22 protein-coding genes are annotated in these 20,932 nt (G+C 60.6%); 16 read left to right on the top strand and 6 right to left on the bottom strand.

Annotated features, from left to right (window positions below; translation table 11 throughout):
• Positions 1 to 7: 7 nt before the first annotated feature.
• On the bottom strand, positions 8 to 1,726 hold the full coding sequence (locus AC1DHT_RS07270; protein WP_427541810.1) for a C13 family peptidase: 1,719 nt from the start codon (positions 1,724 to 1,726) through the stop codon (positions 8 to 10).
• 103 nt (positions 1,727 to 1,829) lie between these two features.
• A complete protein-coding gene (locus tag AC1DHT_RS07265; RefSeq protein WP_427541813.1) occupies positions 1,830 to 2,285 on the bottom strand; it encodes a MaoC family dehydratase in 456 nt (151 codons plus the stop codon).
• Between the two features lie 194 nt (positions 2,286 to 2,479).
• On the opposite strand from AC1DHT_RS07265, the gene AC1DHT_RS07260 reads away from it, so the two are divergent.
• The 3 genes from AC1DHT_RS07260 to AC1DHT_RS07250 are packed head-to-tail and all read left to right on the top strand — an operon-like array spanning position 2,480 to position 4,159.
• Positions 2,480 to 2,842 carry a CidA/LrgA family protein gene (locus tag AC1DHT_RS07260; RefSeq protein ID WP_103317533.1) on the top strand — a complete coding sequence of 121 codons (363 nt, stop codon included), beginning with the start codon at positions 2,480 to 2,482 and terminating at the stop codon, positions 2,840 to 2,842.
• Complete coding sequence (locus tag AC1DHT_RS07255) at positions 2,842 to 3,558, top strand: LrgB family protein (protein WP_054594215.1); 717 nt, start codon at positions 2,842 to 2,844, stop codon at positions 3,556 to 3,558. Before AC1DHT_RS07260 ends, AC1DHT_RS07255 begins: the two co-directional genes overlap by 1 nt.
• Before the next feature lie 10 nt (positions 3,559 to 3,568).
• Entirely contained in the window at positions 3,569 to 4,159 is a 591-nt protein-coding gene (locus AC1DHT_RS07250) for an LON peptidase substrate-binding domain-containing protein (protein WP_123584512.1), read from the top strand.
• 6 nt (positions 4,160 to 4,165) lie between these two features.
• Here AC1DHT_RS07250 and AC1DHT_RS07245 read toward each other — a convergent pair whose 3' ends face one another.
• Positions 4,166 to 5,482, bottom strand: a complete 1,317-nt coding sequence (locus AC1DHT_RS07245) for a bifunctional DedA family/phosphatase PAP2 family protein (protein WP_427541817.1) — start codon at positions 5,480 to 5,482, stop codon at positions 4,166 to 4,168.
• Between the two features lie 153 nt (positions 5,483 to 5,635).
• Positions 5,636 to 6,322: a DNA-3-methyladenine glycosylase gene (locus tag AC1DHT_RS07240; protein WP_427541820.1), complete on the bottom strand. Its 687-nt coding sequence runs from the start codon at positions 6,320 to 6,322 to the stop codon at positions 5,636 to 5,638.
• 162 nt (positions 6,323 to 6,484) lie between these two features.
• Between AC1DHT_RS07240 and AC1DHT_RS07235 the strand changes: the two genes are divergently transcribed.
• From AC1DHT_RS07235 to AC1DHT_RS07175, 13 genes are all read left to right on the top strand, one after another.
• On the top strand, positions 6,485 to 7,756 hold the full coding sequence (locus tag AC1DHT_RS07235) for a glutamate-5-semialdehyde dehydrogenase (protein WP_427541823.1): 1,272 nt from the start codon (positions 6,485 to 6,487) through the stop codon (positions 7,754 to 7,756).
• On the top strand, positions 7,725 to 8,447 hold the full coding sequence (nadD, locus tag AC1DHT_RS07230; RefSeq protein ID WP_429539713.1) for a nicotinate-nucleotide adenylyltransferase: 723 nt from the start codon (positions 7,725 to 7,727) through the stop codon (positions 8,445 to 8,447). Before AC1DHT_RS07235 ends, nadD begins: the two co-directional genes overlap by 32 nt.
• A gap of 71 nt (positions 8,448 to 8,518) precedes the next feature.
• Complete coding sequence (gene rsfS, locus AC1DHT_RS07225) at positions 8,519 to 9,013, top strand: ribosome silencing factor (protein WP_427528615.1); 495 nt, start codon at positions 8,519 to 8,521, stop codon at positions 9,011 to 9,013.
• A gap of 9 nt (positions 9,014 to 9,022) precedes the next feature.
• Positions 9,023 to 9,490 carry a 23S rRNA (pseudouridine(1915)-N(3))-methyltransferase RlmH gene (gene rlmH / locus AC1DHT_RS07220; protein WP_003185785.1) on the top strand — a complete coding sequence of 156 codons (468 nt, stop codon included), beginning with the start codon at positions 9,023 to 9,025 and terminating at the stop codon, positions 9,488 to 9,490.
• Positions 9,491 to 9,502: 12 nt separating this feature from the next.
• Positions 9,503 to 11,398, top strand: a complete 1,896-nt coding sequence (mrdA, locus tag AC1DHT_RS07215; protein ID WP_427542402.1) for a penicillin-binding protein 2 — start codon at positions 9,503 to 9,505, stop codon at positions 11,396 to 11,398.
• A gap of 31 nt (positions 11,399 to 11,429) precedes the next feature.
• A complete protein-coding gene (rodA, locus tag AC1DHT_RS07210; RefSeq protein ID WP_427542405.1) occupies positions 11,430 to 12,533 on the top strand; it encodes a rod shape-determining protein RodA in 1,104 nt (367 codons plus the stop codon).
• Positions 12,534 to 12,550: 17 nt separating this feature from the next.
• Complete coding sequence (mltB, locus tag AC1DHT_RS07205) at positions 12,551 to 13,561, top strand: lytic murein transglycosylase B (RefSeq protein WP_427528619.1); 1,011 nt, start codon at positions 12,551 to 12,553, stop codon at positions 13,559 to 13,561.
• Positions 13,561 to 14,571 (top strand): septal ring lytic transglycosylase RlpA family protein, encoded by a 1,011-nt coding sequence (locus AC1DHT_RS07200; RefSeq protein WP_427542399.1) that lies wholly within the window; start codon positions 13,561 to 13,563, stop codon positions 14,569 to 14,571. Before mltB ends, AC1DHT_RS07200 begins: the two co-directional genes overlap by 1 nt.
• A gap of 196 nt (positions 14,572 to 14,767) precedes the next feature.
• Positions 14,768 to 15,925: a D-alanyl-D-alanine carboxypeptidase family protein gene (locus AC1DHT_RS07195; RefSeq protein ID WP_019693806.1), complete on the top strand. Its 1,158-nt coding sequence runs from the start codon at positions 14,768 to 14,770 to the stop codon at positions 15,923 to 15,925.
• A gap of 80 nt (positions 15,926 to 16,005) precedes the next feature.
• Positions 16,006 to 16,281, top strand: a complete 276-nt coding sequence (locus AC1DHT_RS07190; RefSeq protein WP_017340995.1) for a DUF493 domain-containing protein — start codon at positions 16,006 to 16,008, stop codon at positions 16,279 to 16,281.
• A complete protein-coding gene (gene lipB, locus AC1DHT_RS07185) occupies positions 16,281 to 16,928 on the top strand; it encodes a lipoyl(octanoyl) transferase LipB (protein WP_427542395.1) in 648 nt (215 codons plus the stop codon). Before AC1DHT_RS07190 ends, lipB begins: the two co-directional genes overlap by 1 nt.
• Before the next feature lie 31 nt (positions 16,929 to 16,959).
• A complete protein-coding gene (gene lipA, locus AC1DHT_RS07180; protein ID WP_162491279.1) occupies positions 16,960 to 17,958 on the top strand; it encodes a lipoyl synthase in 999 nt (332 codons plus the stop codon).
• A gap of 170 nt (positions 17,959 to 18,128) precedes the next feature.
• Positions 18,129 to 19,079 carry a S66 peptidase family protein gene (locus AC1DHT_RS07175; protein ID WP_427542392.1) on the top strand — a complete coding sequence of 317 codons (951 nt, stop codon included), beginning with the start codon at positions 18,129 to 18,131 and terminating at the stop codon, positions 19,077 to 19,079.
• 129 nt (positions 19,080 to 19,208) lie between these two features.
• On the opposite strand, the gene AC1DHT_RS07170 is transcribed toward AC1DHT_RS07175, so the two are convergent.
• Both AC1DHT_RS07170 and arfA read right to left on the bottom strand, forming a co-directional pair.
• A complete protein-coding gene (locus tag AC1DHT_RS07170; protein ID WP_427542389.1) occupies positions 19,209 to 20,531 on the bottom strand; it encodes a lytic murein transglycosylase in 1,323 nt (440 codons plus the stop codon).
• Positions 20,532 to 20,603: 72 nt separating this feature from the next.
• Positions 20,604 to 20,759: an alternative ribosome rescue factor ArfA gene (arfA, locus tag AC1DHT_RS07165; protein WP_019693801.1), complete on the bottom strand. Its 156-nt coding sequence runs from the start codon at positions 20,757 to 20,759 to the stop codon at positions 20,604 to 20,606.
• Positions 20,760 to 20,932: the final 173 nt, after the last annotated feature.

Raw genomic sequence — 20,932 nt, 5'->3', positions numbered from 1 at the left:
TTTCAGCTTAGTTGCTCTTTGCTTCCTTGCTGGTTAAAGCGGCACTTTGCAGTGCCTTGCGTGCTTGCTGCTTGCGCAGTGATTGCCAATGCGCCAACACCCCTTTAGGCGCCCAGATCTGTGGTTCCGATGCCTCGAAGCTATCTGCCAGTTCGCGCTCGGCGACTGTGGCCTTGGCCAGTTTGAACGCCTGCTCCAGATCGTCGGTCTGGTTCAGTGCCTGAACGAACAACGCGTCGCCGAAGTACGTGAAGTCAGCTTCCTCCGAGCAGCCAAACGACACTCGATCGGCGCGCGAGGCGGTCATGATCAGTGTGCGTTCATCTTTGAGTGCCGGGATGAAACCGCCGGAGTAGCAGGCCGAAATCACGATGATCTTGTCGCGGTTTTTCAGCGGTGCGAGGACGGCGGCCAATTCGTCAGCCGGCAAATCGGCCAGCTCCATACGCGGTTGGTCGAGCACCAGTTCGTGTTCGTGGGTGCCGTGGCTGGTCAGGTAGATGAATATCAGATCTTCCGGCCCGCTGCGTTCGGCCAGGGTCAGGGCGGCGCGGCGCAGGTTCTCGCGGGTGGCCATCGGCCGGTCACCGAGGTGGTCGCGATGGTTGACCAGGCGGATCTGGCCATAGGCGCCGAAGCGGCTGGCGAGCATGTTGCTGACGTAATCGGACTCGCGCAGAAACACGCTCTGCTTGCCGTCGCCACCCACGGTCAGGGTGTACAGCTCGATCGCCGGGGTCGAGGCGGGCACATTGGCCAGCGCGTCTTCGAGCAGACGCCCTTGCGCCAGCAACCCCAGTTCGAGGGTGTCTGGCAGCAACTTGCCATTGGCATCGCGTACACGCTGGCCATTGATCCAGTCGCCGCTTTGCACGGTGCCATCCGTCAGCACCAGCGTGCCGTGCCCTTGATAGCTGTCGTTATCGAACTCGCCGATGTAGAAGCTGCCGTCCGCCAGGTTCAAACGGCCTTGACCGGTGAAACGCCAATCACTGAATTGGCCGATATAGTGGCTGTTGTCGGCGCCAATCAATTCGCCTTTTCCGTTCAGCGCGCCTTCCTTGAACTCGCCGACCCACACGTCACCGTCGGCATTCTCGTAGCGGCCTTTGCCGTTCAACTGATTTTGTTTGAAACCACCGACGTAGCTGTCGCCCTCGGCACTGCTGAAGGTGCCATTGCCTTCCAGTTGGCCGTCGACGAAATGACCGGTGAACTGGTTGCCGCTGGCATCGCCACGCTGGCCTTCACCGTTGGGTTTGCCGTTGGCGAACTGGCCCTGATACTGGCTGCCGTCTTCAAGTTCGAGACGGCCGAGGCCGGAATACTGATCGGCCTTGAACTCGCCACGGTAAGTCATGCCATCTTCTTTGAGAGTGCCTTCACCGTCGCGCCGCCCGAGTTTGAAGCCGCCGGTGTAGCTGCTGCCGTTGGTGGTCAGCGTGCCCTGGCCATGAAACAGTCCCTGCTGGAATTCCCCGCGATAAACCTCGCCGTTGCTGCCGTGCCATTCGCCCTGACCGTGCCACTGGCCCTTGTCGAACTGACCGGCGTACCAGCTGCCGTTCGGATAGTCGATCCGGCCCTGGCCTTGCAGCAACCCATTGACCAGATCACCCCGATAGCGGCCGCCATCGGGCAGGCGTGCGTCGGGCGGCAACAGCGATTCGCCGTCACCACACGCGGTGAGCAACAGGGTCAGGGCAAGGGGTGCAAGTGAGCGCATAGCGGGATCCGGGCAATTAGGCGAGGGAGTATGCCGCAGCTATGTGTCTGATATATAGAGACGCGGTGCGAAACAGCAGGAACTGCTTCGCATCCGGCAGGGGTTAAACGAACGCCAGCGACAACGGTTCAGCGATGTACGCCGGTTTTTCCTGGCCTTCGATTTCCAGCGTGGCGGTGGCCTTGAGCAGCCATTGGCCGGGTTTCTTTTCGGTGACGTCGCTCAGTTCGACCTTGAGCCGGACCCTGGAGTCGACCTTCACCGGTTGAATGAAACGCACACTGTCCAGGCCGTAATTGACGACCATCTTCAAGCCTTGCGGCAGGATCAGGATGTCTTCCATCAGTTTCGGGATCAGCGACAGCGACAGGAAACCGTGTGCGATCGTGCTGCCAAACGGGGTTTGTGCGGCTTTTACCGGGTCAACGTGGATGAACTGATAATCGCCTGTAGCTTCAGCGAACAGGTTGATGCGGTCCTGATCGATCGTGAGCCATTCGGAACGTCCGAGTTCCTTGCCGACATAGTCTTTGAGCTCTGCAACGGGAACATAGGGCATTGAGACTCTCCTTGGGTTCATCGGTTTTATAGTTTTTTCAGGTGGGGGGTTGGCCCCGGAACAACCACTTTAGATCATCATGGTGTTTAGGTCCGGTCAAGCTTCCATACCTTTGGCGAATACCCATGCATAGCGAGTGCCATGCTTATAATGTCCGGCCCGCTTGTGGGGACGAGTTTTGCTGGAGATGACGGATGTTGCTACGTGGCCTGACCTGGCTGGTGCTGTTTCAATTGCTCGGCACGGCCCTCAACCATTTGTTATTACCGGTGCTGCCAGGGCCGATTATCGGCCTGCTGTTGCTGCTGGGGTTCCTGGTCATCCGTGGCGAAGTGGCTGAGCCCCTGAGCCTGGCCGCTGGCAGCCTGCTGCGTTATTTGCCGTTGTTGCTGGTGCCGCCAGCGGTGGGCGTGATGGTGTATGCCGCCGATATCGCGGCGGACTTCTGGGCCATCGTTGGTGCACTGGTGTTGTCGTTGCTGCTGTCCATGGCGTTCGCCGGGGTCTTGATGCAACGGCTGATCAAGCGCCACGCTGTTCGTTCGGAGGAGTCGTGATGATCTTCGACTGGCAGGGTGCGCTGGCGGCAGTCATTCATCACCCGTTGTTCGGTATCGGCGTAACGTTGGGCGCCTATCAACTGGTGTTGGCGGCGTTCGAGAAAACCCGCTGGATCTTTCTGCAGCCCGTGCTGGTATCGATGCTGCTGGTGATCGGCGTGTTGCTCGCGTGTGGGCTGACGTATGCCGAATACCGCAAAAGCACCGAGATCCTCAGCATTCTGCTGGGGCCGGCGACCGTTGCACTGGCGGTGCCGCTCTACCTGAACCTGCGGCGGATTCGACAGCTGTTCTGGCCGATATTTACTACGCTGGTGATAGGTGGTGTGGTTGCCACCGGCATGGGCGTGCTGCTGGGTTGGTGGTTTGGTGCCGAGCACATGATCCTGATGACCATGGCGCCCAAATCGGTCACCTCGCCGATTGCCATGCTGGTGGCCGAGCAGATTGGCGGAGTGGCGGCGCTGGCGGCGGTGTTCGTGTTGATCACCGGGGTGATTGGCGCCATTTTCGGCCCGAGCCTGTTGAACCGGCTCGGTGTGCACAGCCCTGAAGCCCGCGGTATGGCCCTGGGTATGACCGCCCACGCGGTCGGGACTGCGGTGGCGATGCAGGAAAGTGAAGAGTGCGGCGCCTTCGCGGCGCTGGCGATGAGTCTGATGGGCGTGGCCACGGCGGTGTTCCTGCCGTTGGCGGTGTCGATGGTGGTGTAAGGAAATGTCTATGAGCTTGCCGCTTTTTCCGCTGAACACGGTGCTGTTTCCTGGCTGCATCCTCGACTTGCAGATTTTTGAAGCGCGCTACCTGGACATGATCAGCCGCTGCATGAAACAGGGCGGCGGCTTTGGTGTGGTGTGCATCCTCGACGGCGAAGAAGTCGGCATCGCCCCGGAGGGCTACGCGCTGGTGGGGTGCGAAGCGCTGATTACCGATTTCAAGCAGCAGGATAATGGTCTGCTGGGTATCCGGGTGCAGGGTGGGCGGCGTTTCCACGTGCTGCGCACCGAGACTCAGCGCGATCAGTTGACCGTCGCTGACGTCGAGTGGCTGGAAGATGAACCGGAGCAACCGCTACAGGACGAAGACGCCGACCTTGTCGCACTGCTCAAGGCCTTGGCCGAACACCCGATGGTCGAAGCATTGAACATGGGCACCGACGCGGCCGGGCAACAGTCATTGGCCAATCAATTGGCGTACCTGCTGCCATTTTCTGAAGTGGACAAGATCGAACTGCTGCAACTCGACAACCCGCAGCAGCGCCTGGATGCGATTCAGGCGCTGCTGGATGAGTTGCAGGGGGAATTGTTTGCCTGATACTTGTCAGTAGGCATACCGCTGCAATGTATGAGGCAAATGCCACAGCGCGAAGAACCCGAACAATGCCAGCATTACCGGCAACACTGACCACCAGACCTTGGCCGGCATAGGGCTCAAGGGTGTCTGGCGCTGGGTCACGGCCAGGCTGGCGGCGCACACGCAAGCCGCCAGCATCGCGCCGGCGGTTATATCGGTTGGCCAGTGTGCGCCGAGATAAACCCGCGACAGGGCGATAGCCGCTGCCGGCAAGCAACCGAGCAGCAACCAGGTCAGGCGCATGCGCGTTGGCTGGCCTCGGCCGGCCAGTACCGCCAGCGTCAGGAACAACGCAAACGAACCCGACGCGTGACCACTGGGCATGCTGTAGCTGGTCAGTGGGTCGGTCAGTACTTCCGGGCGCATCCGGGCGAACAGGTTCTTGGTTCCGGTGTTCAGCAGCGCGGTGATCAGCAGCGTGCAGCCGGCGAAGATCATGTGTCGCCATTGCCGCGTGACCAGCAGCAGGATCGTCAGCGCCGCGCTGATCACCAGCATGTTTTTGAATTCACCGACCAGGGTGAACATCACCGCGACTTCATCCAGCGCCGGGCTGCGGTGTTCTTGAATCAGCGTCATCAGGCCTTGGTCGAAGGCGCTCAGGTGCGGATAGCCTATGAACAGCCCGCCGAGTATCACCAGGCTGAGGCCGGCGATCAGCGCAGTAGCCTGGCGATGACCGCGCAAGCTGCTGTTGATGCTCAGGCCCATCAATACCGCGATGCTACCGACGACCAGCCCGGCTTGAGGCCAGAAACCTTCCGGCAGCGGCAGGCGTATCGCCGCGCCCGTGGCCCAGCCCGGCAGCAGGTAGGCCACCGACCAGCCGGCACCCGCCAGCAAGCTGACCGCAAAGAAGCGCGCGAAGGGCATGTCGAACATCCCGGCAACCATTGGCAGCATCGGGCGCAAGGGGCCGATAAAGCGTCCGACCAATAGGCTCACGATGCCATAGCGCTGGAAATAGTTTTCGGCGCCGTTGATCCATTCCGGATGGTGACGCAATCCCGGCAAACGCCGAATGTTCTGGTGAAAGTGCCTGCCCAGGAAATACGACAGCAGATCGCCGAACAGGCCGCCGAGAAAACCCAGCAGCAGCGTTTCGCCCAGCGACAGCGCGCCGCTGCCGGCCAGCACCGTGATGGCAAACAGCAACACGATGCCGGGCACAATCAGCCCGACAATTGCCAGGCACTCAACGCAGGCCACTATGAATACCGCCACCGCCAGCCATTGCGGATTTGCCGTCAACCAGACGGTCAGGCTATCGAGCCATGGGCCCATACATACAACTCCATCAAATCATTAGATGAACTGTGGGAGCGAGCCTGCTCGCGATGGCGGATTAACATTCAACATTGATGTTGGCCGTTACACCGCTATCGCGAGCAAGCTCGCTCCCACAGTCGGGTTTTTTGCTGCTAGTCGCAGCACCATTCAGGGAAGCAGGAAATAGTCGCGGTTTTCGACCTGGCCGCGTCGCAGGGGGTTCCGGGTGCAGTAGGGGGCATAAGCGCCGTCGACGAAGCGGTACATCAGGTGTTCGTCGCGGCCATGAGGAATCCCCAGGCGTGTGGTCTGGATGACATGCGGGGGAGGTGCGCCGACGTCTTCGACAAACAGCACTTCATGATCGAAGCGCTTGGCATCCCAGATCGGTACTTTCAGGCCCAGTGCCTTGCACAGCAAGGTCTGGCCGGCGCAGAGCTTTTGCGAGGGGCGCGGTCGGCCCTTGGCGTCGGGGTTGTTCAGCAGCATCTGCGCCAGGCTCGCCGGGCCGGAGATTTCATCGACCCACGGGTAAGCCGATTTGATCAGCACCGCATTGCCCGGCCCGTGAGCGCTGAAGTTCAGCGAATCGCCACCACGGGCGTAGTACATATAGATGTGGCCGCCATCCAGAAACAAAGCCTTACGCTTTTCTGTGTAGCCAAGCGAGGCGTGGCTGCCCTTTTCTTCGCAGTAATAGGCTTCGGTCTCGATAATCCGCGCCGAAAGCCACAGGTCACCGACCCGATGGCGGATCACTTTACCCAGCAATTCACAGGCAAGCAGCTGAGCATCGCGGTTGAAAAAGCTGTCGGGCAGGGCTTTTGGCAGTTTCTCTGTGGTCAAAATAGGCATGGCGACCGAAGTGATCAGGTAAATATGACGGAATGATAACAACTGCGGACTTAATCGAGGCTGAACACTGCCCATTTCGACCATCCGCCCGTCACTGCTGTTAGTAGGAGCGCGCGACAGCTATAATCTGCCGCTTTCCTCTTTGCCAAGACCACAGAGACCATGACTGAGTCCGTTCTTGACTACATGACCCGTTTGGGTCGCGCTGCCCGCGACGCTTCCCGCGTGATCGGCCGTGCCAGTACCGCGCAGAAAAACCGCGCTCTGCTGGCTGCCGCCGACGCTTTGGATAACGCTCGCGCCGAGTTGACCGCCGCCAATGAGCTGGATCTGGCCGCAGGCCGGGCCAATGGGCTTGAGCCGGCCATGCTCGAACGTCTGGCCCTGACCCCCGCACGCATCGACGGCATGATCGTCGGCTTGCGTCAGGTGGCGGCGCTGCCCGATCCGGTTGGCGCGATCCGCGACATGAGTTACCGGCCGTCGGGTATTCAGGTCGGCAAGATGCGCGTGCCCCTGGGTGTGGTCGGGATCATCTATGAGTCGCGGCCAAACGTGACCATCGATGCCGCGAGCCTGTGCCTGAAGTCGGGTAACGCAACCATCCTGCGCGGTGGTTCCGAGGCCATTCATTCCAATCGTGCGATTGCCGCCTGCATTCAGCGCGGTCTGGCGGAAGCCGGCTTGCCGGCGGCCGTGGTGCAAGTGGTCGAAACCACCGACCGTGCTGCCGTCGGTGCGTTGATCACCATGCCCGAGTACGTCGACGTGATCGTACCGCGCGGCGGCAAGGGCCTGATCGAACGGGTCAGTCGCGACGCTCGCGTGCCGGTGATCAAGCACCTGGACGGTATCTGCCATGTGTATGTCAGTGCCCACGCCGATTTGCCGAAAGCCCAGCGCATTGCGTTCAACGCCAAGACTTACCGTTACGGCATCTGCGGCGCGATGGAAACCCTGTTGGTCGATCAAGCGGTCGCCAAGCAATTCCTGCCAGCGATGGCTGAACAGTTCCGCGAAAAAGGCGTCGAACTGCGCGGTTGCGAACGCACCCGGGCGATCATCGACGTCGTGGCTGCGACTGAAGAAGACTGGAGCACCGAATACCTGGCGCCGATCCTGTCGATCCTGGTGGTCGATGGCCTGGACCAGGCGATCGAGCACATCAACCATTACGGCTCGCACCACACCGACTCGATCGTCAGCGAACACCAGGGCGAAGCCCGGCGTTTCGTGGCTGAAGTCGATTCGGCCTCGGTGATGATCAACACCCCGACGTGCTTTGCCGATGGCTTCGAATACGGATTGGGTGCCGAGATTGGCATTTCTACTGATAAGCTGCACGCCCGCGGCCCGGTGGGCCTCGAAGGTCTGACCTGCGAGAAGTACATCGTGGTCGGTGATGGCCAGTTGCGCGGCCAGGAGCCGGTCTGACTTGGGCGATCTTGGCCAGAGCGCCGCTGTGACCACCAGCGAAACCGGCCCCCGGCGCATTGGCGTCCTGGGCGGGACCTTCGATCCGGTGCACATCGGCCATTTGCGCAGCGCACTGGAAGTCGCTGAAGCGCTGGCCCTCGATGAGTTGCGCCTGACGCCCAGCGCCAGGCCGCCGCATCGGGATACGCCGCAGGTTTCGGCGCAGGACCGTCTGGCGATGGTCGAGCGCGCGGTGGCCGGTATGGCACCGTTGGTGGTGGATGACCGCGAACTCAAGCGCGACAAGCCGTCCTACACCATCGACACCCTGGAACTGATGCGCGCAGAACTCGCCGCTGATGACCAGTTGTTTCTACTTTTGGGCTGGGACGCATTTTGCGGCCTGCCCACTTGGCACCGCTGGGAAGAGTTGCTCCAGCATTGCCACATCCTGGTGCTGCAACGCCCGGATGCCGACAGCGAACCGCCGGATGCCTTGCGCAACCTGCTGGCAGCGCGCTCGGTGAGCGACCCGCTGGCCCTCAAAGGGTCGAGCGGACAGATTGCATTCGTCTGGCAGACGCCGCTCGCGGTATCCGCCACCCAGATCCGTCAACTGCTGGCCAGCGGTAAGTCGGTACGTTTCCTGGTGCCCGACGCGGTCCTGGCCTATATCGATGCGCACGGACTTTACCGTGCGTCGAACTGAAAAAGGCGCGCTTCAAGGCACGTGAACGCGTGTATCGAAGCGCCCGAACATACGAGCAAAACGAGTTTTATATGACTGACAAAGACGTAAACAAAGTAAAGCGCAAGGGCACATTCAAGAGCGCCCCGCTGCCAGTAGAAGCTCATACCGGTGTCGTACTTGCCGGTGAAGAGCTGGTCAAGGTTGCCGTCGCGGCCCTGGAAGACGTCAAGGCCCAGGACATTCAGGTGATCGACGTTCGTGACAAGCAGAGCATCACTGACTTCATGATCATCGCCACCGGTACTTCCAACCGTCAGATCGGCGCGATGCTGGATAAGGTCCGCGAGGCGGTCAAGGCCCAGGGCGTCAAGCCGCTGGGTGAAGAAGGCAAGGGCGACAGCGACTGGGTGCTGCTGGATATGGACGACGTCATCGTGCACATGATGACCGCCTCGGCTCGCCAGTTCTATGACCTGGAGCGCCTGTGGGCCGGTGCCGAGCAAAGCCGTTCGGCCAGCGCCGCGCATCACAGCCCGGAAAACCCTCATGAGCATTTCACCAAGCTCAACAAAGACCAGCAATAAGGGTTCGCTGTGCGACTGCGTCTGATCGCCGTCGGTTCACGCATGCCCAAGTGGGTGGAAGAAGGCTGGCATGAATATGCCAAGCGTCTTCCTTCCGAGCTGGCGCTGGAACTGGTGGAAATACCGCTCAACACCCGTGGCAAGAACGCTGACGTGGCGCGCTTCATTCGCCAGGAAGGCGAAGCCATGCTGGCCAAGGTCGGCCCGAACGAGCGCATCGTCACCCTCGAAGTTCACGGCAAGCCCTGGAGCACCGAGCAACTGGCGGTCGAACTGGACCGCTGGCGGCTGGACTCGCGTACGGTGAACTTCATGGTCGGCGGCCCCGAAGGGCTGGCGCCGGAAGTCTGCGCGCGGGCTGATCAGCGCTGGTCGCTGTCGCCCCTGACCTTGCCGCACCCACTGGTGCGGATTCTGATCGGTGAACAGTTGTATCGCGCCTGGACAGTGCTGTCCGGGCACCCTTACCACAAGTAGTTCAGCGCCCCCATGCCTCAGCCGATCCGCATCAAGGACCACGAGAAAGACGCCCGTCTGGTGCGCGGCCGGGTCGTGTTCGGGGCAATTGCGGTGGTCACGCTGATCGGCGTGCTGATTGCGCGGCTGTATTTCCTGCAAGTGATTCAGTACGAGTACCACTCGACGCTGTCGGAAAACAACCGCGTCCACGTTCAGCCGATTCCGCCGACTCGCGGGTTGATCTATGACCGTAATGGCGTGGTGGTGGCCGATAACCGGCCCAGCTTCAGCCTGAGCATGACCCGCGAACGTTCGGGTGACTGGAAGCAAGTGCTCGATGTCATCGTTGAGGTGCTGCAACTGACGCCTGAAGATCGGGCGGTCTTCGAAAAGCGCATGAAGCAGGGGCGCCGACCGTTCGAGCCGGTGCCGATCCTGTTCGAGCTGACAGAAGAGCAGATCGCCCGGATCGCGGTGAATCAGTTCCGCCTGCCGGGCGTCGAAGTGGTTGCGCAGTTGGTACGTCACTATCCGCAGGGTCCGCATTTTGCGCACTCGGTCGGGTATATGGGGCGGATCAACGAGAAAGAACTCAAGTCTCTGGATCCGGTGGCTTACAGCGGCACCCATCAAATTGGCAAAACCGGCATCGAGCGCTTCTACGAGCCGGAATTGCACGGTCAGGTCGGTTACGAAGAGGTCGAGACCAACGCCCGTGGCCGCGTACTGCGGGTGCTCAAGCGTACCGATCCGATCCCCGGCAAGGACATCGTCCTGAGCCTGGACATCAAGTTGCAGGAAGCCGCGGAAGCCGCATTGGGTGGGCGCCGTGGTGCCGTGGTGGCGCTGGACCCGAACACCGGCGAAGTGCTGGCAATGGTCAGCCAGCCGAGTTTTGACCCGAACCTGTTCGTGACCGGCATCAGCTTCAAGGCCTACGCCGAGTTGCGTGACTCGGTCGACCGGCCACTGTTCAACCGCGTGCTGCGCGGCCTGTACCCGCCGGGTTCGACCATCAAGCCGGCCGTGGCGATTGCCGGGCTGGACTCTGGCGTCGTGACGGCCTCGACCCGGGTATTCGACCCGGGTTACTACATGCTGCCCAATTACGATCACAAATACCGTAACTGGAACCGCACCGGCGACGGCTATGTGGATCTGGACACGGCGATCATGCGCTCCAACGACACCTACTTCTACGACCTGGCGCACAAGCTGGGGATCGATCGGTTGGCGGCCTATCTGGGCAAGTTCGGTATCGGCCAGAAGGTCTCGCTGGACATGTTCGAAGAGTCGCCGGGGCTGATGCCGTCCCGCGAATGGAAGCGCGCGACCCGACGCCAGGCGTGGTTCCCGGGTGAAACGCTGATTCTGGGGATCGGCCAGGGCTACATGCAGTCCACCCCGTTGCAGTTGGCCCAGGCCACGGCGCTGGTCGCCAACAAGGGCAAGTGGAACCGTCCGCACCTGGCGAAAACCATCGAAGGCCAGAAGCCGCAGGACCCGAACCCGATGCCGGACATCGTTCTGCGTGACTCGTCGGACTGGACCAAGGTCAACCATGGCATGCAGCAAGTGATGCACGGTGCCCGCGGCACCGCGCGTAAAGCGGCGATCGGCTCGCAATACCGGATTGCCGGCAAGTCGGGTACCGCCCAGGTGGTCGCGATCAAGCAGGGCGAGAAGTACGACCGCTCCAAGGTTCAGGAACGCCACCGCGACCACGCCCTGTTCGTCGGCTTTGCGCCGGCCGACAACCCGAAAATCACCGTGGCGGTGATGGTCGAGAACGGTGAGTCCGGTTCCGGTGTCGCGGCGCCAGTGGTGCGGCAAGTCATGGACGCCTGGCTCCTGGGCCCGGATGGCCGACTCAAACCCGAGTACGACAGCCCTATCAGCGCGGAGGCTACGGCCCGTGAAGAGTAATTTTGATCGCATCCTCTCCAGTGAGGATGTGATGCGTCGCCGCGCGACGCTGTTGCAACGCCTGCACATCGATGGCCCCTTGCTGATCCTGCTGCTGATCCTCGCGGCCGGCAGCCTGTTCGTGCTGTATTCGGCGAGTGGCAAGAGCTGGGACTTGCTGGCCAAACAAGCGACATCGTTCGGGATCGGCCTGGTGTCGATGATCGTCATCGCCCAGTTCGAACCGCGTTTCATGGCGCGTTGGGTGCCGCTGGGCTATGTGCTCGGGGTGATCTTGCTGGTGGTGGTGGACGTGATGGGCCACAACGCCATGGGCGCGACGCGCTGGATCAACATTCCCGGGGTGATCCGCTTCCAGCCCTCGGAATTCATGAAGATCCTGATGCCGGCAACCATTGCCTGGTACCTGTCCAAGCGCACGTTGCCACCGCAGCTCAAGCATGTCGGGGTCAGCCTGTTCCTGATCGGCTTGCCATTCATACTGATCGTGCGTCAGCCGGACCTTGGCACGTCGCTGCTGATCCTCGCGGGCGGGGCTTTCGTGCTGTTTATGGGTGGCTTGCGCTGGCGCTGGATCCTCAGCGTGGTCGCGGCGACCGTGCCGGTGGCCGTCGGCATGTGGTTCTTCATCATGCATGACTACCAGAAGCAGCGGATCCTGACCTTTCTCGACCCGGAGAGCGATCCGCTCGGCACTGGCTGGAACATCATTCAGTCCAAGGCCGCCATCGGCTCCGGCGGCGTGTTTGGCAAAGGCTGGCTGCTGGGCACCCAGTCGCACCTGGACTTTCTGCCAGAAAGCCACACCGACTTCATCATCGCAGTGATGGGCGAAGAGTTCGGTCTGGTGGGCATTTGCGCCTTGCTGCTGATTTACCTGCTGTTGATTGGCCGTGGGCTGGTGATTACCGCCCAGGCGCAGACATTGTTCGGCAAATTGCTGGCCGGCAGCCTGACCATGACGTTTTTTGTTTACGTTTTCGTCAACATCGGTATGGTCAGTGGCCTGTTGCCGGTGGTGGGGGTGCCTTTGCCGTTCATTAGCTACGGCGGAACTTCGCTGGTGACGCTGCTGTCAGCGTTTGGGGTTTTGATGTCGGTCCATACCCATCGTAAGTGGATCGCACAGGTTTGAATAAGGTGAAGATTTCAATGCAAGTAATGCGTGGCTGGGCGACTCGATACGCTCCGTGGGTCGGCCTGGTAAGCATCCTTGGTGCAGCGCAGGAAGCGCTGGCCGGCGATTATGAAGGCTCGCCCCAAGTGGCCGAATTCGTCGGTGAAATGACCCGCGACTATGGTTTTGCCGGTGAACAGCTGATGGGCGTGTTCCGCGAGGCCGAGCGCAAGCAATCGATTCTCGACGCAATCTCCCGGCCGGCCGAGCGGGTCAAGCAATGGAAGGAATATCGCCCGATGTTCCTGACCGACGCGCGGATCGCCCGGGGCGTGGATTTCTGGCGTCAGCACGAAGCGGCGCTGGCTCGCGCGGAGCAGGAATACGGCGTGCCGGCGCAAGTTATTGTTTCGATCATAGGTGTTGAAACCTTTTTCGGCCGAAATACCGGTAATTATCGGGTGATCGACGCGTTGTCGACCCTCAGTTTCGACTACCCTCCACGTGCAGAATTCTTTCGCAAGGAATTGCGCGAGTTCCTCCTGCTAGCGCGAGAAGAGCAGGTCGACCCGCTGACGCTTAAAGGTTCGTATGCTGGCGCCATGGGCTTGCCGCAGTTCATGCCGAGCAGCTTTCGCGCTTATGCGGTGGACTTCGACGGTGATGGTCACATTAATATCTGGACCGACCCGGACGACGCCATCGGCAGCGTAGCCAGCTATTTCAAGCGTCACGGCTGGGAAGCGGGCGAACCGGTGGTCAGCCGGGCCGATGTGCGTGGCGATCAGGTCGACGACGGCTTGACCACCGGCATCGAACCGACGAAAACCGTCGGGGAGTTGCGGGCGTTGGGCTGGTCGAGTCATGATGCGCTGCGCGATGATATGCCGGTCACGGCTTTCAGGCTGGAAGGTGACAATGGCCCTGAATACTGGATGGGCCTGAAGAATTTTTACGCGATTACGCGTTATAACCGCAGCGTGATGTACGCCATGGCTGTACATCAGTTGTCTGAAATGCTGGTCCAAGCACGGGGCGTCAAGTAATGCTGGCATCGCCAATCCGCAAACCCCTGAAGCTGGTGACTTTCGCCGCGTTGTCGTTGCTCGTGGTCAGTTGTTCGACCAGTCGTGCGCCGCAACAGAAATACTCGACCGCGGTACGCGCGACACCAGGCCTGGATATCAACCGTGCCCACAAAGACGGTGCGCCGTGGTGGGATGTGGACATTTCGCGCATTCCCGATGCCACGCCGACCCTGCACACCGGCCCGTACAAGGCCAACCCGTATACCGTATTGGGCAAGACCTACTTTCCGCTGGCCGAATCCAAGCGTTATGTCGCTTCGGGCACGGCGTCCTGGTACGGCACCAAGTTTCACGGGCAGAACACTGCCAACGGCGAAGTGTATGACCTGTACGGCATGAGCGCCGCGCACAAGACCCTGCCGTTGCCCAGCTACGTTCGGGTGACCAACCTGGACAACAACAAGAGCGTGATCCTGCGGGTCAACGACCGTGGGCCGTTCTATTCGGATCGCATCATCGACTTGTCCTACGCTGCGGCGAAGAAACTCGGGTATGCCGAGATTGGCACTGCGCGGGTCAAGGTTGAAGGCATCGACCCGCAAGAGTGGTGGGCGGCAAAAGGCCGACCCGCGCCGTTGATGCTCAATGAGCCGCAAGTCGCGCAAAATAGCGCACCAGTGATTACCGCGTCGGCTGGCACCGTCGAGCAATGGACGCCACCGCCGCAGCAACATGCCGCGGCCGTTGTGCCGGTGCAGATCGATGCAAAAAAAAACGCTTCTGTACCAGCCTCTGGCCAGTATCTGCAGGTGGGCGCGTTCGCCAACCCGGACGCTGCAGAACTCCTGAGATCGAAGCTGAGCGGGATGGTGAGCGCTCCGGTGTTCATCAGCTCGATCGTGCGCAACCAACAGACACTGCATCGGGTTCGCCTGGGGCCAATCGGCTCGCAGGGTGAAATCACGCAAGTGCAAAACAGCGTGCGCCTGGCCAATCTCGGTTCGCCGAGCCTGGTGACGGCTGAATAAGCAATTCCTGATTCAAGGTTCGCTTGCGGTTTGGGGGGTGAACCTGAGTTGTTGGCTCGTTGAACAATAAAAGCCCGGCAAGGGTTAGAGAGTGAACAACTGAACACGCGACAATTGTCAGGTTCCGATACTGAACCTGGGTTGTCTGATTAGTTTTGCCCATAGGGCAGTTTCCATTAGCGATTTCGAGAGACGGATGAACATCACCACCTTTGCCAAACGCCTGTGCCTGCTAGTCCCGCTGCTCCTCTCGCCCGCCGCTTTTGCGGTCGAGATGATGCCGTCGCCACCACAACTGGCGGCTAAATCCTATGTGCTCATGGATGCCAGCAGCGGTAACGTGCTGGTCGAGAACAACGGTGACCAGCGTCTGCCGCCAGCCAGCCTGACCAAGCTGATGACAGCGTACATTGCGACCCTGGAAATCCGTCGCGGCCAGATCGGCGAAAACGATCCGGTCACCGTCAGCGAAAACGCCTGGCGCACCGGCGGTTCGCGGATGTTCATCAAGGTCGGCTCGCAGGTCACGGTCAGCGATCTGCTGCACGGTATCATCATCCAGTCGGGCAACGACGCCAGCGTCGCGCTCTCCGAGCACATCGCCGGCAGCGAAGACGCGTTCGCCGACCTCATGAACAAGACCGTTGCCGATCTGGGCATGAGCAACAGTCACTTCATGAACCCGACCGGTCTGCCAAATCCTGAGCACTATTCCACCGCTCACGACATGGCCATCCTGGCACGTGCGATCATCCACGAAGACCCGGCTCACTACGCGATCTATTCGCAGAAAGAGTTCTTCTGGAACGGCATCAAGCAACCCAACCGCAACCTGCTGTTGTGGCGTGACAAGACCGTTGACGGTCTGAAAACCGGTCACACCGAAGAGGCTGGCTACTGCATGGTGTCCTCGGCGGTACGTGACGGCATGCGCCTGATCGCCGTGGTGTTCGGCACCAACAGCGAAAGCGCTCGCGCCGCTGAAACCCAGAAGCTGCTGACCTACGGTTTCCGTTTCTTCGAAACCCAGACCTTCTATCAGAAAGGCGCCGAGCTGGCTCAGGCTCCAGTCTGGAAGGGCACCACCAACCAGGTCAAAGCCGGCCTGGCTGAAGACCTGACCATGACCCTGCCAAAAGGCCAGCTGAAGAAGCTCGCTGCCAGCATGACCATGAACCCGCAACTGGTCGCGCCGATCGCCAAGGGCGACGTGATTGGTAAAGTCGAAGTGAAACTGGACGACAAGGTCGTGCACAGCGCTGATCTGATCGCGCTGGACGCAGTCGACCAAGGTGGTATCTTCCGCCGCATGTGGGATAGCATCCGTCTATTCTTCTACGGCTTGTTCAACTGAATTAGTGTGGACCTGCATGGCCCCGTTCCAATCCGGAGCGGGGCCATGTCCGTTGCCACGGCTTACGAGGCCGTTACGCCATGACAGACACCGAAGTAAATGCGCCAAAGATCGAATTCCCCTGCGCGGATTACCCGATCAAGGTAATCGGCGATACCGGTGTGGGCTTCAAGGACAAGATCATCGCGATCCTTGAGAAGCACGCTACCGTTGACCACAAGACCCTGGCCGAGCGCCAGAGTACCAATGGCAAGTACACGACCATCCAGTTGCACATCATCGCTACCGGTCAAGAACAGCTGTATGACATCAACAGCGAGTTGCGGGCTACCGGTTTCGTGCACATGGTGTTGTGATGTCCGAACCGCTGGGCTTTCGCGAGCTCGGCCAGCTGGCTTACGAGCCGGTCTGGCATGCCATGCAACGGTTTACCAACGAGCGTGGCAGTGACTGCGCCGATGAGATCTGGCTGGTCGAGCACCCGCCGGTTTTCACCCAGGGCCAGGCCGGCAAGGCTGAGCATCTGCTGCTTCCCGGCGATATTCCGGTGGTGCAGGTCGACCGTGGCGGTCAAGTGACTTACCACGGCCCGGGTCAGTTGGTGGCGTATTTGCTGCTGGATGTGCGCAAGCTGGGTTTCGGCGTGCGTGACCTGGTCAGCCGGATGGAACAGTGCCTGATCGAGCTGTTGGCCAGCTACGGCGTCACTGCCGTGGCCAAGGCCGATGCACCGGGCGTCTACGTCAACGGTGCAAAAATTGCTTCTCTGGGTCTGCGGATCCGCCACGGTTGCTCCTTTCATGGCCTGGCCCTGAACGTGGATATGGACCTGGAGCCGTTTCGCCGGATTAACCCCTGTGGATACGCCGGGCTGGCCATGACCCAGCTGCGCGATCACACCGGGCCCATTGAATTTGCCGAGGTAAGTGCCCGGCTGCGTGCGCAGCTCGTCAAACACCTCGACTATGCTGAGCAGACGACCCTAACGGGCGGAATCGACTGATATGACTACTGCGCAAGACGCTGTGCAAACCATGATCCCGACGCTGGATGTTACCGAGCGCCCGGCCCCGCGAGCCAAAGTGGAAGCTGGCGTAAAGCTGCGCGGCGCCGAAAAGGTTGCGCGCATTCCGGTGAAGATCATTCCGACCACTGAATTGCCGAAAAAGCCTGACTGGATTCGCGTACGCATCCCGGTTTCCCCGGAAGTCGACCGTATCAAGGCCCTGCTGCGCAAACACAAGTTGCACAGCGTCTGCGAAGAAGCTTCCTGCCCGAACCTCGGCGAGTGCTTCTCTGGTGGCACCGCAACCTTCATGATCATGGGCGACATCTGCACCCGTCGCTGCCCGTTCTGTGACGTTGGCCACGGTCGTCCGAAGCCGCTGGACGTCAACGAGCCGGAAAGCCTGGCCATCGCCATCGCCGACCTGAAACTGAAGTACGTGGTGATCACCTCGGTAGACCGCGATGACCTGCGTGACGGCGGTGCCCAGCACTTCGCCGACTGCATCCGCGAAATCCGCAAGCTGTCGCCGAACGTGCAGCTCGAGACCCTCGTTCCGGACTACCGTGGCCGGATGGATGTTGCGCTGGCCATCACCGCCGCCGAGCCGCCGGATGTGTTCAACCACAACCTGGAAACCGTGCCGCGCCTGTACAAGGCCGCGCGTCCGGGGTCGGACTATCAGTGGTCGCTGACCTTGCTGCAAAAATTCAAGCAGATGATGCCGCACATTCCGACCAAGTCCGGCCTGATGCTGGGTCTGGGCGAAACCGACGAAGAAGTCATCGAAGTCATGAAGCGCATGCGCGAACATGACATCGACATGCTGACCCTGGGCCAGTACCTGCAACCGTCCCGCAGTCACTTGCCGGTGCAGCGTTTCGTGCACCCGGACACCTTCGCCTGGTTCGCCGAGGAAGGTTACAAGATGGGCTTCAAGAACGTCGCCTCCGGCCCGCTGGTACGTTCCTCGTATCACGCCGACGAGCAGGCGAAACTGGTCAAGGCCGAATTGATGTCGTCCTGATCCACGATGCCCGCAAGGCCTGTGCCTTGCGGGCATTTTTATTCAAGGGTTGACTCGGTACCACGTCACACTCAGTTTTTTCCTGCACCCTGTGGGACGACTGAACCTCTTCTGTTTGTCCCCGTTCCTGACTACTGTGTGCTGAAGCATTCACACAGGGAGAATCACGGATGACCACTCGCTCGACCCACGTTATTTCTGAGCATGCTCCAGTCCCGGCGTTACCCGCTGAAGGGCTGATCGGCGTGATTGCGCCGGCGGGTCCGGCAGCTCTGGATACTGAAAGGGCCCTTCAATGGATGCGTACACGCGGGTATTCGCTGCGGATTTTTCCGGGCGTCCTGGAAAGTGACGGCTACCTGGCTGGCAGTGACGACGTTCGCCTGAAGGATCTGCATGAGGCGTTTGCCGACACCGCCATTGATGCGATTCTCTGCCTGCGCGGCGGCTATGGTAGCCCGCGTCTGCTGGACCGGATCGATTTCGAGTTGCTGCGGCGCAATGCCAAGCCGTTTGTCGGCTATAGCGACATTACAGCGCTGCACCTGGCCATCAGCCGTTATGCGGGGTTCGTGACCTTTCACGGGCCGATGCTCAACGCCGATCTGCTAGGGAACAAGCAACAACCTACCGAGTCTTCGCTGTTCAGCTTGCTTAGAGGCCAGGTGAGCGCGGGGAGCCAATTGGCGCACCCGGTGGCCTACCCGTTGAGCACGATTGAGCCAGGCATCGCTCGTGGGCGTTTGCTGGGCGGTAATCTGTCGATGATTGCCGCGACCCTGGGCACGCCTTTTGAGATCGATGCTGACGGAATCATTCTGTTCATCGAGGACGTCAACGAGCCGTTGTATCGCATCGACCGGCTGCTGACCCATCTGCGCCTGTCCGGCAAGCTGAGCACGCTGCGCGGAGTGCTGGTGGGGGATGTGGCAGGCGTGGACAGCGATGCCTTGGCGCAGCTGCTCAAGCAAACCTTCGAGCCATTGCGGATTCCGGTGCTTGCCGGTTGGCGCAGCGGCCATTGCGACCCGAACCTGACGCTGCCCATGGGCGCGTTGGTGAGGCTGGATGCGGGGAGCAAGGCGTTGTGGCTGGAGCAGGATGTGGTGATCAGGCGTTAGATTGCTGTCGCCAGATATTCAGTCATCGCGAGCAGGCTCGCTCCCACAGGTGATCGGGTTTCCTCATGGAAATACGGTCGAATGTGGGAGCGAGCCTGCTCGCGAAAGCGGCATCGGCCATACAGTTGACTAACGATTACGCAAACCCTCCAGCAACTTGTGCGTCGGGTAACCATCTGCCGGCCAGCCAAACGACTGCTGGGCGCTGCGGATGGCTTTGCGAGTGTTGGCACCGATGATGCCGTCGGCGTTCCCCGCATCGTAGTTACTGGCACTCAGCAAGCTCTGTAGTTCGATGCGCTCGGAACGACTCAGGGGCAGGTCATCCTTCGGCCATTCGCCGTTGATCAGGCCCGCCCCGTTGAAGCGTTCAGACAACAGGTTCACCGCTAATGCGTAGGACGACGAGTTGTTGTACTTGAGGACTGCGCGGAAATTGTCGAGGATCAGGAACGCCGGGCCGCGATAACCGGCTGGCAGCAGCAGGGCGGCTGACAGTTGTTCGGAACCGGGTGGGACGACGCTGCCGTTGGGTAGTTTGATGCCCATTTGCATCCACTCGGAGACGCTTTTGCGAATCGCACCGTCAGCCAGCGAATAGTCGAAACCGCTCGTCAGCTGCACTTCGAAACCCCAAGGCTGGCCTTTCTGCCAGCCGGAGCTTTGCAGGTAGTGGGCAGTGGAGGCCAGCGCATCGGTCGGGCTACCCCAGATATCGCGGTGACCGGTGCCGTCAAAATCGACCGCGTGGGTGAGGTAGGTGGTCGGGATGAACTGGGTCTGGCCCATGGCGCCAGCCCAGGAGCCGAGCATCTTCTCGGGCGTGATATCACCCTGCTGCAGAATCTGTAGAGCGGCCAGCAATTGGGCGTGAGCAAAGCCTGGGCGCCGGCCTTCATAGGCCAGGGTCGCCAGCGAGCGGATCACTGATTTGTCGCCCTGGAAGCTGCCGAAGTTACTTTCCATGCCCCAGACCGCCACGAGTGCCTGGCGGTCGACACCATAACGCTGCTCGATAGTGTTCAAGGTCTCGGCGTACTGGCTGAGTAAGGCCTGGCCTTTGCGCACGCGCGCGGCGGAGAGCGCGCCATCGAGGTATTCCCACACCGGGCGGGTGAACTCTGGTTGGCTGCGGTCGGCGCGGATCACGCTCATGTCCGGCGTGACACCGGCAAAGGCGCGGTCGAACACATCCGGGCGGATACCGGCGGCGAGGGCATCCTGGCGAAAGCCGGCTTCCCACTCCTCGAAGGTCTGGGTCGGCTGGATGTCGAGATTGTCGCCAGTCGGCACTACCGGAGGAATGATGGCCGGTGTGGTCGCAACAGGGGCGGTTTGAAGCGGTTGCGCGTCGGCAGCGGTGGGTTTTTCCGCGCAGGCGACAAGCAAAACGAGGCTGGAGGCAGCAATCAGTTGGCGCAGGTGCCAACGACGGGAAAGACAAAGGGGCATGCACAGGTCCAGATAATACAAATCAGGTGCAGACCTTATCATGCCGAGAGGGAGCGAGGTGATGTTGAAACTTCATGCCGCCAGAAAGTAAGAAGCCTCCCAGCTTTTAGACTGGAAGGCTTCGCGGCGGTAGCTGCCTTTGCCCTTGCCGGGTTGTTCCTGACGGCTGCGGAACAATGGCTGGGCGACAATGGATTTGGCCTTGTTGGGCCGCTTGTGTTTGCTCATGGGCGGATCTCTCGTTGAGTGGTTTATGCGGGGCAAATCATCGGCCGAAGTCGGGGTTCTGTCTAGTCCCTGCGATGTGTAGGACCTTTCAGCCGTCATCGCGAGCAAGCTCGCTCCCACAAAGTTGACGCTATTGTTGTGGGAGCGAGCCTGCTCGCGATGGCCGTTATGCG

This window comes from Pseudomonas sp. 05N432 (assembly GCF_056396945.1).
The sequence above is the reverse complement of the archived record's forward strand: the minus strand, read 5'-3'. Positions and strand labels throughout refer to the sequence as shown.